Origin of the sequence: Trinickia caryophylli, from assembly GCF_034424545.1 — a bacterium.
In the GTDB taxonomy this organism is placed as follows: Bacteria; Pseudomonadota; Gammaproteobacteria; order Burkholderiales; family Burkholderiaceae; genus Trinickia; species Trinickia caryophylli.
The window spans coordinates 1693398-1708580 of sequence record NZ_CP139971.1 but is presented as its reverse complement, the minus strand read 5'-3'; the positions used below and the strand labels follow the sequence as shown (position 1 = coordinate 1708580).

At 67.6% G+C, this 15183-nt stretch carries 8 protein-coding genes; 2 read left to right on the top strand and 6 right to left on the bottom strand.

Annotated features, from left to right (window positions below; all coding sequences use genetic code 11):
- Window positions 1–19 precede the first annotated feature (19 nt).
- From U0034_RS26735 to U0034_RS26715, 5 genes are all read right to left on the bottom strand, one after another.
- Complete coding sequence (locus U0034_RS26735) at window positions 20–1051, bottom strand: lipase secretion chaperone (protein ID WP_085228871.1); 1032 nt, start codon at window positions 1049–1051, stop codon at window positions 20–22.
- A gap of 3 nt (window positions 1052–1054) precedes the next feature.
- On the bottom strand, window positions 1055–2158 hold the full coding sequence (locus tag U0034_RS26730; protein WP_170151720.1) for a triacylglycerol lipase: 1104 nt from the start codon (window positions 2156–2158) through the stop codon (window positions 1055–1057).
- A gap of 208 nt (window positions 2159–2366) precedes the next feature.
- Window positions 2367–4202 carry an ABC transporter ATP-binding protein gene (locus U0034_RS26725; RefSeq protein WP_085228869.1) on the bottom strand — a complete coding sequence of 612 codons (1836 nt, stop codon included), beginning with the start codon at window positions 4200–4202 and terminating at the stop codon, window positions 2367–2369.
- A gap of 365 nt (window positions 4203–4567) precedes the next feature.
- Window positions 4568–8335: a DUF748 domain-containing protein gene (locus tag U0034_RS26720; RefSeq protein WP_085228868.1), complete on the bottom strand. Its 3768-nt coding sequence runs from the start codon at window positions 8333–8335 to the stop codon at window positions 4568–4570.
- Window positions 8336–8347: 12 nt separating this feature from the next.
- Window positions 8348–9820 (bottom strand): DUF1254 domain-containing protein, encoded by a 1473-nt coding sequence (locus U0034_RS26715; RefSeq protein ID WP_233212082.1) that lies wholly within the window; start codon window positions 9818–9820, stop codon window positions 8348–8350.
- A 475-nt stretch (window positions 9821–10295) separates the two neighbouring features.
- Here U0034_RS26715 and U0034_RS26710 point away from each other — a divergent pair, with 475 nt between their 5' ends.
- Window positions 10296–12566, top strand: a complete 2271-nt coding sequence (locus U0034_RS26710; protein WP_085228866.1) for a heavy metal translocating P-type ATPase — start codon at window positions 10296–10298, stop codon at window positions 12564–12566.
- A 138-nt stretch (window positions 12567–12704) separates the two neighbouring features.
- Here U0034_RS26710 and U0034_RS26705 read toward each other — a convergent pair whose 3' ends face one another.
- Window positions 12705–13754: a hypothetical protein gene (locus U0034_RS26705; RefSeq protein WP_085228865.1), complete on the bottom strand. Its 1050-nt coding sequence runs from the start codon at window positions 13752–13754 to the stop codon at window positions 12705–12707.
- A 308-nt stretch (window positions 13755–14062) separates the two neighbouring features.
- On the opposite strand from U0034_RS26705, the gene U0034_RS26700 reads away from it, so the two are divergent.
- Window positions 14063–15166 carry an AGE family epimerase/isomerase gene (locus U0034_RS26700; RefSeq protein ID WP_085228864.1) on the top strand — a complete coding sequence of 368 codons (1104 nt, stop codon included), beginning with the start codon at window positions 14063–14065 and terminating at the stop codon, window positions 15164–15166.
- Window positions 15167–15183 lie beyond the last annotated feature (17 nt).

The following is a 15183-nucleotide window of genomic DNA, read 5'->3' as shown; positions in this document are numbered from 1 at the left end:
GTAAGGAGGCAAGAGCGCGTCAGTCGGCCGTTCGATCGAGCGACGCGGCACGCACGCGCTCGCCGGGATCGGAGAAAGTCCGCTCGCGCAGTTTCGCGCGCTGGGCCTCGCGCTCGTCCGGCGCCAGCGGCATAGCGTCGATGCGCGCACGTTGCGTGGCGTAATCGGCATAGCGCGCACGCCAGGCCGCCTCCGCCTCGTGCATCTCGACGATGCGCGCCGCCGCTTGCGCCCCCAGCGCCTCGGCGGCCCGAGCCCGCAACGCTTCCGTCGAAAGCCCGCTCGCCTGGGCATCGAGGGACGCGACCGTCGCAATCGTAGCCTGAGCGTCCGTCTCACGGCGCAGCGCCTCACGCTCGTCGGGGGGCAAAGTCTCGACGAGCACGCTGAGCCGTGCCGCTTTTTGCGCATCGTTCAGCGTGCCGTCCCGCATGATGCGCAAGCGCTCGATCGCATAGGCTGCATGCCGCCATTCGCGCCCGAAAAACGCTTCGCTCCAGGCCGGGCCGAGCGTTCGGCTCGCGACGACGGCACGCTCGGCAAACGCCGCGCGCGCGGCTTCGAGATCCACCCCGCTCGCGCCGGCCGGCTGCTGCAACACGGCCAGGCGCTCGAGCGCGTCGCGGTAGGCGCCGTAACGGCGCCAGAGATCGAGCGCCTCGTCCTGCGCCGGTGTGCCATCGAGCTGCGCGGCAACCGCTCGGCGCACGGCCGCATCGAGCGCGCCCGCCGGCATCTGGTGCTGCGCCGTCAGAAAGTAGTCGAAGAAATCACGGACCACACGGTCCACCGCCAGATGCCCGCGCGCATCGAGCGGCAGATGTGGCACCGCGGTACCCGCGAACGAGTCCGGCAGCACCGCCGCCACCTCCGGCCGGGCTTTTCCGACGGATGCCGACGTCGGCACGGAAGCAGACATTGCCGCTGCGGTAACAGCGTTCATGGCCGACGGGCTGGGCGAGTTTTCGCGGAATGCGCGCAGCGCGACGATGACTGCGCCGACGACGAGGCCCGCACCCAGCGCGGCGGCAACGATCCGGCGCCCCTGCATCGGTCAGAGGCCCTGCAGCATCAGCCGGTTCGCGTGCGTCCGAATGACGGCGACGGGATCCTCGGCGTTCTTGCCGAGCAGCCCGAAGAGTTGATTGATCTCGTCCAGGTGATTCCAGTGATAGCTCGTGCTGAGCACGCGGCCGAACTGGGCGCTGCAGACCGAGACGAGCCCGTCGTTCTGGCCCGCGCCGCGGTTGATCATCACCGCGCCGCTGCCGAGCATGGCAAGCGTGGAAGGATCGGCGTAGTTCGCCGGGTCGAGCATGCCCGACACGCTTGTGTCCTTGGCCGCACGCACCCCCAGCGCCGACCAGCTCGGCGTGATTGCGTTGCCGGCCCATGAATACAAGTAGTGCGTACTGCCGCCGACCGTCTCCGTGGCCGCACCCGTGGTGCACGATCCGGGCGCGCCGAGGCCGGCGCTCGGCACGGCCTGATTGAATGCGGCTGCGCCCGAGGTCGTCAGCGCCTGCAACGCGGCGATGGCGTTCTGATTCGTGTTGTGATTGCTGCTGAGCAAGACGCCCAGCACGTTCGCCAACTGCCCGATGATCGGCTGCGCGAGCCCGGTCGGATCCTTCTGCAGCGTCTCGGCCACAAAGTCGGCAAACTCCGAGCCGCGGTGCGGCGTGCCGATCGTCGTCACCGATGCGACCAGTTGCGGCGCGACGGCCGCCACATAGCGCGATGCCATCCCGCCCTGACTATGCCCGATCAGATTGACCTTCTGAGCGCCGGTGGCCGCGAGCACCTGCTTCACATAGGCCAGCAATTGCTCGCCGCGGCCATCGGGACCGAGGTCGCTTTGGAAACCGGAAAGATTGGCGACGTAGACACTCGCGCCGTGCGATTGCAGATCGGTCGGAATGCCGTACCAGTAGTCGAGCAGATCGGCATACCGATCGGTTCCCGTCAGGCCGTGCACGAGCACGATGGGGTATTTCGTCGCCGCGTAGGTGCCCGACGCGCTGACCATATCGGCATGCGCATCGGCCGATACGATCAGCGCCGCGAATCCGGCAGGCACCGACGCAGCCACACAAAGGGAGCACGCCGCCATAAGAGCAGCCATGCGCGAGACGACGCTTTTGATTGGCCCAGCCATCTTGCCTCCTGAATCTTGTAGTTTTCGCTTGTTGTCGTGACCCGCTCGAGCGCAGGGCATTTTGAGAATGCGATGCCAAGTAGATCAGCAAGGGGCAAGGGCTGGAAAGAGGAAGATTCGGATTTAGATAAGGCTTACTAATCAAAGCGGTTGTATGGGGCGCCAATCGGAGCACGCGCTTTCACGCCTGCTCCGCATCAGCGCCGCTTTAGCCAGCGACGGGCACGGCTGATTCCGACGGCGGCGCCATACCCTTCGTCAGTTCGAGTGCCTGCCGTTCGAAGAGGCGACGATACAAGCCTCCCTCCATGCGGATCAACTCATCGTGGCGGCCCTCCTCGACGATACGGCCGCGATCGAGCACGAGCAGCCGGTCGAGCGCGCGCACGGTCGACAACCGGTGCGCGACGACGATCGTCGTGCGCCCCACCATCAGCCGCTCCATCGCTTCCTGGATCAGCGCCTCGCTTTCGCTGTCGAGGCTCGACGTGGCCTCGTCGAAAATGAGGATCGGCGCATCGGCTAGGAATGCCCGCGCGATCGCGATGCGTTGGCGCTCACCGCCCGAGAGCTTCACGCCGCGCTCGCCAACGAGCGTCTCATAGCCGCCCGGCAACGAGACGATAAACGCGTGCGCATTTGCAAGCGTTGCCGCGCGCTCGATCTCCGCCTGCGTCGCCCCGGGCCTCGCATAAGCGATGTTCTCGGCCAGCGAGCGGTGAAAGAGCAACGGCTCCTGCTGCACGATCGCAATCTGCGCGCGCAGCGATGCCTGTTGAACGTGCGCGATATTCTGCCCGTCGATCGTAATCGCACCTTCGCTCACATCGTAAAGCCGCTGGATCAGCTTGATGAACGTCGTCTTGCCCGAGCCCGAGTGCCCGATCAGCCCCACCCGCTCGCCGGGCGCGATGCGCGCCGAGAAACGGTCGTACAGCGGCGTTGCGTGCGCGCCGTAGCGGAACGTGACGTCGTCGAAACGAATGTCGCCTTTGTCGATGACGATCGGTGGTGCGTCCGGCTGGTCGTCTATACCGAGCGGCTGCTGCTCGAGCGATACGAGCTCCTCCATGTCGTTGACCGAGCGCTGCAGATTGCGCACGAGCATGCCGACGTCGCGCAGGTATCCCTGCAGCACGAGGAAAGTTGTCAGCGCGAACGCGAGATCGCCGACGTTCGCCTCGCCGCGCATCCACAGCAGCAGCGCCGCCCCGAGCATCGCCGCCTGCATGGCCGCGAGCATCACGTTTTGCACGCCGCCGTTGGCCGTACCGCGCAGCCAGGCGCGGCGCGTGCGATGTCGCCACTTGCCGATCACACGCGACAGACGCGCTTCCTCACGCAGCTCCGCGCCGAACGCCTTGACGACGGAATTGCAAGTCACCGCGTCGGCCAACGCGCCGCCCATGCGGGTATCCCACGCATTGCCAAGACGCGCGGCGGGCGCGACGAAGCCCAGCGAAAGGCCCGCCGTCACGGCGATGTAGACCACGGCGCCCACGCCCACGATCACGCCCATGGTCGGCCAATGCACACCGAGCAGTACGGTGGCGCCGACGAGCATCGTCAGCGACGGCAACAACCCGATAAGCAGTGTGTCGTTGAGCAGGTCGATCGCCCACATGCCGCGCGTGATCTTGCGCACGGTCGAGCCGGCAAAGCTGTTCGCGTGCCAATCTGTCGAGAATCGCTGCACGCGGTGAAATGCATGGCTCGCGATGTCGCTCATCATGCGCAGCGTCAGCGCGATGATGTCGAGGAACATGAAGTAGCGCAGCGCCGCACCGCCCAGGCCGAGCGCGATCAGCGCCGTCAACGCGCGAACCGCCGCGTCGATCGCGGCCGCCTTGTCGTGCGACCCGGCCGCGATCGCGTTGACGAGGCGGCCCGCGAAATAAGGCGTCAGCACGTCGGCCAATGCACCGAGCAGCGCCAGAGCGACGATGGAAAGAATCCTCCAGCGTTGCCGGCCCCAATGATTGATCGTATAGCCGAGCACGTTCTTGAACGCGCGGCCGCCGAAGTCCAGTTTTCTTTGCGTCATGAATGCCCCTCCCGGGCGGCGTGCGCCCCGGGATTGCCGGATCAAAAGAAGAAAATGCCCGCGCCGCGCGGGCGTTGGCCACGCGCGGGCTGTGTTGTCTCGGTCGTCTAGGAATCGGTGCGCCGGGTGGCCCAGGCGCCGAACGGTGCGGCGGCCGAACCTAACGGTGCGGCGCGCGAGACGAACGCATGTGCGGAGGGATGGCTATTAGCGCGGTCGGTACCATCTGACGCCCTCCTTTTGCGTTGAATTGGGTGGAAAGATTAAAGTGTACAACGTCTCGAAAAAGACTGCTCGACGCCGCGCGAGATTCGTCCAAAAGGACAACAACCTCACGCGGTGTACATCGTCGAGCCGCCAATAGCTCAGTGCAAACCGAAATCGACACGCGTCGTCGGCCCGCTGTCTTTCACCTCTTTCGCATCGACCTTCGGTGCGACGACGAACACGCGGCTCGCGTCGACCTTGCCGATCAGATATTGGCGCACTTCGTCGGCGCGCTGCTGCGCGAGCCGACGCAGGCTGGCCTCGTCGACGGGCGCATTGGCCGCGAGCATGCGCCGCATGTCATCGTCAGGCAAGCTCTTCGCCAGGCCGATGAAATTGCGCGGCTTCTTGATGTCGGCATCCTTGTAGGCCTTGGCCAGCAGATCGCTGTACTCGCTTTTGTCCACCGTCACCGTCGATTCGTCGACACTCTCACCGTGCCCGACGAGCGTTTTCAGCTTCTCGCGCTTGACGAGCTCGTCGACATAGGCGAGCCGAAGCGCGGGCGTGTCGATGGCCGGATCCGCACGGCCGGTCAGGTCGAGCTTTACCTCGGGCTTTTCGTCGAGCAGCTTCGCAATCGTATCGAGCTTGCCGCGCATCGAGTCGGTCAGTTCGGCCGAGCCCGACGAGAAGGCAACATAGCGTAGATCTTCCGCCCCGCTCACCCCACCCGAGCCGCCGAATGCGTTGGCAAGCAGCGAAAACGGCGCCGTCACCGCGCGCTCGATCAGGTGCAGCACGGCACTCCAGATCAGGCTGCCCAGGCTGAACTCGGGGCTCGACAACGAACCCGATACCGGGATGTTGACGTCGATCTGGCCTCGCCGATTCTTCAGCAGCGAAATCGCGAGCCGCACGGGCAGCTTCGTGGCCGTATCGTTTTCGACATGTTCGCCGAACGTCAGTTGATCGATGAACAGGTGGTTGTTCGCACTCAGCAGATCGTTGTCGAGCTTGTAGTGCAGTTCCACGTTGAGCTTGCCCTTCGTGATCGGGTAGCCGGCGTACTTGAGCGAGTACGGCGTGAGGTTCGTGAGCTCGATGTCGTGTGCGCTCGCCGTCAGGTCGAGGGAAGGCTTCGGCGCAAGCGGATCGACGGTGCCGCGTATCGCGATCGGGCCGTTGCCGGCCAGATTCGCGCCGACGTTCACGGGCGCCGGTGTACGTGTTTCCGTGCCGAACGCACCGATCGTACCGGTGATGTCGACAAGGTTCGCGGTGTAGTTCGGCTTCACGAAGTTGTCGGTGTAGTTCACGCGGCCCTGCTGCAGCACCACTTCACCGACGCGCGCGCGCAGCGGGTGCGACGTGGGCGGCTTTTCCTCGTGCTCGACCACGGCAGTCGTCGTCTTGCCATGCTGTTCCGCCACCGCCGGCGCCTCGGCACCTTTCTCGCGGGCCAGCACGTCGTCGAGATTGAGCTTGCCCTGTGCACTCAGCAACACGCTGCCGAAGAACTGAGCGAACGTCACCCGGCCGATGTCGAGATCGGTGCCGCGCTCGTCGTATCGGGCGTTGACGCGGTTGAGCGCCAGCGAGCGCCACCCCGCGAGAGGCGCCGACGTGATCCGGTCGAGCAAACGCACGTCGACAAGCGCCGCGCCACCGCGGAACGATGCCTTCACCGCGCCCTTGACCATCGAAAGCTTCAGATTGCCGCCCGCGTTGGCCAGCGCGCTGGCGACCACGGCATTGAGGCTGTCGCCGAAATAGGGTTCGAAGGCGGCCACGTCGAGACGATTCGCGCGCAGCGTCAACGAAGCGTCGAGCGGGTCCGGTACGACGTTGCCTGCGGTTTCCAGCGTACCCTTGCCGTTCAGGGTCGCGCTGAGCTTCACGGGCAGCGCATGCCCCATGTCGTTGCTGAGGCCGCCGGCCTCGAGCTGGACGGACGTGAACCGAAACTTCGCCGGCCGCGCGGGCACTTGGTCGAGGATATCGGCCGAACCGTCTTTCAGGCGGACCTGCCCGATCGAGTATCTCCAGCCCGGTGCGGTTGCGTCTTTCGACGCGGCGGCGCGGGTCGGCGCCGCCTGGTGAGCGGATTGGCGCTTACGCTCGTTTTCGCTTCGCCTCGCCTCGCTTTCGCGTGCGGGAGCCGGCTTCGCGCCAGCCGGAGCCGCCCAGGCGGCCAGATCGATACGGCCGTCCTTTTCACGCGTGCCCTTGACCGCGAGCCCGGTCGCCTCGATCGAAGCGATATCGGCCGTGCGCGCGGCGAGATCGATCTGCTTGATCGCCAGACGCCCGTCGCCGAGTGCGATGGCGGGCGCCGTTGGGCCCGCTCCGGCAATCTTCACTGACTTCAGCGCCAGCTCGCTCTCGCCGACGCGTACCGCCGCTGGCGCCTGCGACCAGTTGGCGTCGAGCACCACGGTGCCGCCGAGCGTGCCCGCCGACAGCCGCGCGGCCGTGATGCCCTCGAGATAGGGCTGTGCCAGCGCGAGCGGCAACGCGTCGGCCGTGATCTTCGCGTCGGCACGCTTGCCGACTACGCCGACGGAGCCCGTTGCCGCCAGCGTACCGCCCTGCGCCAGCGCCGTGCGCACCGTATAGCGCGCGGGGGTATCGGCGAGTGTCGAAAAGCCGTCGAGCGCAACGTTCAGATCATCGAGCGCAAGCCTTACCGGCTCGGCAGGTGCGCGGTCTTCCAATTCCACCTTGCCGTCGTCGAGCGCGAGATGCTTGATCGAGACGTCGGTAGGCGGTGCGGCCACCGCAGGCGCTGACGCTGGCACCGACGCCGGCGCCGCGGACGAGGCCGCAGGCGCGGCGGGCGCAAACGCCCGCGCCACGCTGAGTTCCCCCGAACGCTCGCGCGCAAGATGCAGCGAGGGCTGCTCGAGCCGGATCTCGTCGAAGTGGTAGATATTCTTGAACGGCTGCAGCGTAGCGGCTGCGACGTGTACCGCCTGGGCCGCGAAGAGCGGCGCGTGCCCGGCGTCGACGAGCCGCGCCTCGGCGAGGTCCGCCGTACCCGCCACCGTCAGCGTCGGCACCGCACCGCTCATCGCGAAACGCAGCTTCAAATTGCCCGCTAATTTGCCGCTCTCCATCGCCACCGGCAGCTTGGCCGGCACGTAAGACAGCAGTTTCGGCAAATCGAGCCCGTCGAACTTGAGTTCGACTTCCGATTCGCGCGAGGCCGCGAACGGCTTGGTCTTGCCGCCAACGCTGATCGGGCTTCCATCCACGCGGGCCGCGAAGCGCGGATCGACGAAAATATCGGTCTTGGACGGCAGCGTCGCGATGAATGGCACGCCGAGCGAGAGCTGGTCGACGACGTGCCGCTGGCCGAGCAGGCGGTCGTCGAAATCGATGCGGCCATTCTCCACGGCGATGTTGGACACGGAAAACAGCATCGGCCTCGTTTCGGGCTTCCCGGAAGGCGCCGAAAACTTCTCGACGATGTCCGTGAAATTGAAGCGCTGCGCATCGTAGCGGACGACGTTCGCGCGCGGTGCGTCGAGCCGCAGTTCCTCGACGATGGGTGCAAAGCGCAGGAGCGAGACCCACGACACGCGCACGATCAGGCGCTGGGCGCTCAGAAGCGGCGCGCCGCCATCTTTATCGTCGATGCGGATGCCGTCGGCTTCCAGCCGCAGGGTGTAGGGGTTGAGCTTGACCCGTTCGATCGCCGTGGGCCGCCCAAGCGCGCTCGTGAGCTGCGTTTCGGCAACGTGCCGGATCAGCGGCGGCGCCGCGAAAAAACCCGCCACCCCGAGCAGGGCGACGAAGGCCACCACCGAAATCGCGATGCGGCGCGTGCGCCGCGAAACGAACATACCCCGGAACACACCCCGGACCACACCCCGCAGCTTCACCCAGGCCTTCGTCTTGTCAGCCGTCGATTCGCTTGGCATCCGCCCTCCGGGTTACTTGCGCACGAGCGCGGGCGGCTGCCAACTGCCGTCGGTCGCCGCCGCCTGCGGAGCGTAGAGCCGCATCACGAGCTGGAATGGACCTTCGGGCACCGGCAGCCAATTGGACTGGTGCGCGCGGCCCGGCGACACCTTCTGGACATAAATGTCGATGGACCCGTCGCGGTTGCGCCGCAGGCCGTCGCGCGAAGCGATCGAACGCCGCGGCACACGCCCGTCAACGAGGGCGCCGTCCGCCGTATAAGCCGTCAGTGTCCAGAACGCCCGCGTCGGCGGCAACCCTTTGGCGGAAAAATGCAGGATATAGCGGCTGCCGCCGTCCAGCGCTTCGCCGTCGCCGTCGGCCGCCGCCAGCGCGATGACCCCGTCTTCCTTCGTGCCGCTGCCAGGCCGCGTGTAAGCCGTGTAGGCGCGCAACGCGTAGTCGTCGTCGTAATGGCCGATACCGTCGCCGAGCCACGTCCACCCGTTCGCCGATAGCGCATTGACGGGTGCCGTCCCAAGGCGCGTGTGCGCATCGGCAAGCCCCGCCTTGATCGCCTCGCCGGCGCCAGCCGGCAAACGCACGGGCTCACCCGGCTTCACGCCGAGATCCGCCAGGATCTCGAGCGCATGAGCGTCGGGCGGCGACGGCGGGTTGTCGCGCAAAGCGTCGGCCAGCCGCGTGAAGAAGGCGTTTGCATCGAGAGCCGCTACGGCCGCGGCCTGCGCCTGCGGGCTGTCGGCAAACGATTGCGCCTCGTCCGCCGGCGCGCCGGCCTCGTGGCGCGACTTCCCACCGCGCACATGCTTGCCGCGGTGCTTCGACTGCGAGGCTTCCATGAACGCGGCAAGCGGTGCGACCTCCGCCTCGGCAGCCAGGCGCCGGGCACCGGCCAGCTCGCGCGGGTTCGTCGCGGCCGTGCGCACGGACAGCCAGAGGCTCGTTCCGGGCGCCTCGACGCGCTCCGCCGATGCGGGCAACGTACCATCCCAGCCCGGCGGCACGAACACGATCAGGCGCGGCTTCGCGGTTGCCGTGCGTGCGCCGGCCGGCGCGCCCGTGGACCAGACGACGTTCGTCCAGAGATCCAGCACGCGCGCATCGAGGTACTGGCCTCGCGTCGCGGGCAACGAAAGCACGACAGGACCGTTGCCGAGATCGAGCCAGGCGGTTGCGGCAAGGGTGTCGACATCGGCCTTCGGCGCGAGCCCCGGGTCGTCGGCAGCCGGCAATGCGGCTGCACGATGCAGCACGTTGCGCTCCTCGACGGGCACGGCGGTACGCGCGCTCGTCATCATGACGAGCGGATAGCCGAATATATAGGAGTCGGATACTTCGTCCTTGGTCCACCCATGAGCGGGCGACGATGCCGCCGGATGCGGCGCGCTCGCGCATCCGGCCAGCAAGACGACGGCAAGGCCGCTAAGCCACGAGGCAACCCCGGCGGGTGATAACGTGTGTCGCATTGTTGTTGTCTTTGTCATCTGAATGTCGATAAGTGGCCCGCATCTCCGCATCGCGGGCTCGTGACGCGGTGCTCGTCCGGCCAGGACGATTCGCGCGGCGATCTCGTCGAATCGCGAAAGCGTTTTATCGTATCCTCGACCAGTAAGCAAGAACAACACCGAGCGGTGTGCCGTGAGTAGCGAATCGGCGCACCGCGCGTCCCACTATATTTCGTGTGCGCGGGTGGTGCCGTGGCCCGGAGCCCCGGCCGCGACCGGCGGGCACAGGCCCGCATGCAACCTTTCGCACACCGTCGCGGCGAATGCCGATGCGGCGGCCCGATGCATCTTCGCAGCACCACGGAAGGGTCGGACCGCCGATCAGGCCAATCAGTTGCACGCGAGGCACGAAGTCGCACCCGATCTCGCAGACAGCGCTTGACCTTCCCATCGTTGGAATGTCGATACTGCTTGCATCGCGGCGACACGTGCCGCCTCGCCCCATCATTCCATCATGACCGATCTCTCTTCACCAATAACCGGACTCGCGGCCAGCACCACCGAACTCGATATCGGCGGCATGACGTGCGCCTCGTGTGCACGGCGCGTCGAAAAAGCGCTTGCACGCGTGCCGGGCGTCGTCGAGGTGTCGGTCAATCTCGCCACCGAGCGGGCCACCGTCCGGCTCGCCGAGCCCGCCAGCACGGATGAGGAAGCCCGGCTCGTCAAGGCTGTCGTCGATGCCGGCTACGAAGCGCGGCCTTTCGCGCAAGAGGCGGCCGTCGCGGGCGACACCGCGGCGGATGCGGCCGACGAAGACAAGCGCCGGCAGGCGCGGCGCGAACTGGCGGCCGTGGCCGTGGCGGGGGCGCTCGCGCTGCCCCTCATGTTGCCGATGCTTGCCGGTGCAGTCGGGATCGAGCTGATGCTGCCGGCCACCCTGCAGCTGGCGCTCGCGAGCATCGTCCAGTTCGCGTGCGGTGCAAGGTTCTATGTGGGCGCCTATCGCGCCGTGCGCGCCCGCACCGGCAACATGGACCTGCTCGTCGCACTCGGCACGTCGGCGGCCTACGGCCTGAGCGTATGGCAGATGCTCGTCCATCCCGGCGACACCATGCACCTCTATTTCGAAGCATCGGCCGTCGTGATCGCTCTCGTGCGTCTCGGCAAATGGCTCGAGGCTCGCGCCAAGCGCGAGACGACCAACGCGATCCGCGCGCTCAACGCGCTGCGGCCCGACCGTGCCCGCGTGCGGCAAGCCGACGGAAGCGAGCACGAAGTGCCGCTCGGGCAGGTGCGCTTGGGCATGGTGGTGGTCGTACGGCCCGGCGAGCGCGTGCCCGTGGATGGTGTCATTCTGGACGGCCGCACGCACGTGGACGAGGCGCTGATCACGGGCGAAAGTCTGCCCGTGGTCAAAGGGCCGGGCGAACGCGTGACCGGCGGCTCCATCAACGGCGAGGGACTGATCGCGGTTACGACGCGGGCAATCGGTGCCGAGACGACGCTGGCGCGCATCATCCGGCTCGTGGAATCGGCGCAGGCCCGGAAGGCGCCGATCCAGCGCCTCGTCGACCGCGTCAGCGCCGTCTTCGTGCCGGCCATCCTCGTGCTCGCGGCCGCCACGCTCGCCGGCTGGCTGATCGCGGGCGCATCGGGCGAAACCGCGATTCTCAATGCCGTATCGGTGCTCGTCATTGCCTGCCCGTGCGCCCTCGGCCTCGCGACACCGGCCGCGATCATGGCAGGCACCGGTGTCGCGGCCCGCCACGGCATTCTGATCAAGGACGCGCAGGCGCTCGAGCTCGCGCAGCGCGTCGCCGTGGTCGCATTCGACAAGACAGGTACGCTCACGCAAGGCAAGCCCGAGGTCACTGCCTTGGAGACCATTGGCATCGATCGCGATCATGCGCTTGCGCTCGCCGCCGCCCTCGAGCATGGCAGCGATCACCCGCTCGCTCGCGCGCTCGTTTCCGCCTTCGATGTGCGGCGCGGCGAGACCGGCACCCCACTGCCGGCCGTCTCTCACGCGCAGGCGGTTGCCGGCCGCGGCGTGCAGGCGCAAGTCGACGGCGATACCTTCATGCTCGGCAACGGACGCTGGCTCTCGGAACTCGGCATCGAGCCGCCCGCAGACTCGCTCGCGCAGGCTCGCTCGCTCGAAGCCGCGGGCAACACCGTCTCGTGGCTCATGCGCGCCACCGCGGCCGACCGTCCCGCCGCCGCGCTCGCGTTGATCGCGTTCGGCGACACGATCAAGCCCGATGCGCGCGCGGCCATCGAGCGGCTCGCAGCACGCGGCGTGCGCAGCGTGCTGCTGACAGGCGACAACCGCGGCGCAGCCGCTGCCGTGGCCGCCGCGCTCGGCATCGACGAGTTCCATGCGCAGGTGCTTCCGGAAGACAAGGCGCGCGTCGTGGCCGAATTGAAGGCGGGAACGGGGGGCATCGTGGCGATGGCCGGCGACGGAATCAACGACGCCCCCGCGCTCGCCGCCGCCGATATCGGCATTGCGTTCGCCAGCGGAACGGACGTGGCGATGCATGCTTCCGGCATCACGCTCATGCGCGGCGAGCCGTCGCTCGTGGCCGACGCGATCGAAATCTCGAGGCGCACCTATCGCAAGATCCAGCAAAACCTCTTTTGGGCGTTCGTCTACAACCTGATCGGCATTCCGCTCGCCGCCCTCGGGTTGCTCAATCCCATGCTGGCGGGTGCGGCGATGGCATTTTCGAGCGTCAGCGTCGTGACGAACGCGCTTTTGCTGAAACGCTGGAAGCGATAACCGCCGGGCCGCCCGCGACGGCGAGCCGGCCGGGTGCCCGGTGCCGCAAAAGTGGTCGGCACCGGTAGCGGTCCCGCCGTCGGCAGGCGGTGCGCGTACCGGTGCTTGCTTACGCAAATTTCAGGTTTGCGAGGAGCATCAGGGTGCACCGGCGGCGCTGCGCGGCTTGTCCCCTGCCTTGCGCACGCGCGGCGAACGCGTATGTCTGCGGACGGCGGCAGGCTCGGGCCGCTGCGCCTGCGGTACGGCGGGGGTCCGCGCCGAGAGCGCGGCCAGCTTGGCGGTCAAAGCCTCGGCCGTGCCATGGATGTCGGCCGACGCGGCTTGTGCCGTATCGACAAACGCCGCCAGAGCACTCTGCTGGCTACGGAGCAACGCTTCTGTTTTCCGCTGAGCTTCGGTGGTTTCGCGCAGCGTGCGGGTGAGCATGACGATCTCGGCAACGCTCGACGCAAGCAGCAGCCCCGAGACGACGACCGTCGCGGCCAACCACCTCGCGGCGCGGCGCCGCCCCTGTTCGGCGCGACGGCATTCATCGGCGAGCGAGCGCGAGAGCGCCGCGACCGTTTGGGCAAGCGCCGGATCCTGCGCGATGGGCAGCGCCGGTTCGACTGCGGCAGGCCGCGGCGCGACAAGCGGCTCGGGCGACCATGCGGTGCGCGCCGGCGAGGACTCGGCCATGGGAGCAGGCACCGGCCGTGCGGGCGGCGGGGTACGCGGTGCGGCCGCGGCGCCCACGCGCACTTCGGGTCCAGGCACGCCCTCGGTCTGTCGCGGCGGGTTTCCGCCGGCAGCCGCAGAGGGCTCTGTCGACGGAGCGCCCGCTCGAGCAGTGGGCGGTGCTGCCTGCGCGGCCTGCGCGCGTGTATCGGCCTCGGCAGGCCGCGAACGCACCGGCGCTAAAGCCGCCGCATCTTTCGGCTCGGGTTTCGGCTCGGGTTCCGCTGCCGGCACTGCGGGCGGCAGCGCATCCGCGCCGACCTGAGCCGCCTGCGTCCTCAAGGCCGCCAGCGTATCTTCAGGCAGCTCGAACCCCATCAGCGTACGTTGCCGGGGATCGAAGTTCATCAGTTGGCCGGCGCCGAGTAAATCGTCGGCGCTCGGTGCCGGCACCGCTTGCGCGGCGCCTTGCTCGGGCTCGTCGATGGCGGGCTCGGCGAATTCGGGCCGCGGATCGGCGCCCGACAATGCCGCACGTGCGCGGCGCCTGGCCGCGGCGGACCGGGGAGCACGGGAAGTCGAAGATGCTTCGGAATCTGCCATAGCGTAGTAAAACCGGAGCGGCCGTGCGCCGCTCGTCTGTTGCGTTGTTCGATCGTCGCTTTTCGCGAAGGCGGCATTGTCTCATGATCGGTCCACGGTGCCGCGCTTCGATAGGACCGTTTGCACACCATGCGCCCGCCCGGCGCTGCGCATCGGGCCGCAATTGCTTTATCCTTGGCGCTTCGCGCGCGCGGCATCCGCTCGCGCATCGATCTCCGAACCCGTTCGAGCTTATGCCGGTTACCGCCGATGCTGCGATCGCAGCCCAATGCGCCGCGTTGCGCGCCCATTTCGACCAGCTCGTCATGCCGTTGTGGCAGGGCCCTGGCTTCAACGGCGCGATGCGCCTGCCGTACGAGGCGCTGAGCCCGGACGATCACAAGCCGCTTCCCGTCGAGCGCTACCGGGCAATGGCCTGCGCACGTCAGCTTTTCGTCTTCTCGCTATCCGGCAATGCCGCTCGCGCCGATACGCTCTTCGATTCGCTTTGCCGGTACTTCCGCGACACCCGGCACGGCGGCTGGTTCTATAGCGTCGATGCCCAAGGCAGTCCGCTGGACACGACGAAAGACCTCTACACGCACGCCTTCGTCGTTTTCGCTTGCGCGCAATACGCGGCCACATCCGGCAACCGCGATGCACTCGCTGTGATCGCCGAAACGGCGGCGCTCATCGAGACACGCTTCGCGGCGGGCGCCGGACTGCTCAATGCGGCGCTCGACGCCGGGTTCTCGACGATTCAGGCCGGCCCGCTGCAAAACCCGCTCATGCATCTTACGGAGGCTTACCTCGCGGCCGGTGCGGCAACGGCGGACGCAGCCTTCGATACGGCGCTCGCCCGTCTGGCGGATGCCGTGGCAGGCACGTTCGTGCATGCGCCGAGCGGCGCGATCGCGGAGCTACCTGTTGGTTCGGCCGGCAACCGGCTCGAACCCGGCCATCAATTCGAATGGTTCTATCTCGCGCGCGCGGCGGGCACGAAGATCGGCGCGTCCGGGCTCGCCGCCACACTCGAGCGCGGCTTCGACTTCGCGCAGCGGCACGGCGTGGATGCGGCCACGGGCGGCGTGTGCGCAGCGCTGAACGAGGATGGCTCGATGCAGGACGCCACGCAACGCATCTGGGCTCAAACCGAGTATCTGCGTGCACTCGCCACGCGCGCCACCGACGACGACCGTGCGCGGCTCGCACCGCAAATCGAGCGGTTCCGCGCGCGCTTCCTGCATGCGCGCGGATGGTACGAATGCAAGAGCGCCGCGGGAGCGGTTGCCCGTGCCGACATGCCGTCGACGACGCCCTACCACCTCGCCACCGCCTACGCCGCGCTGCCGGCCTGAGCGCAACGGCCCAGGCG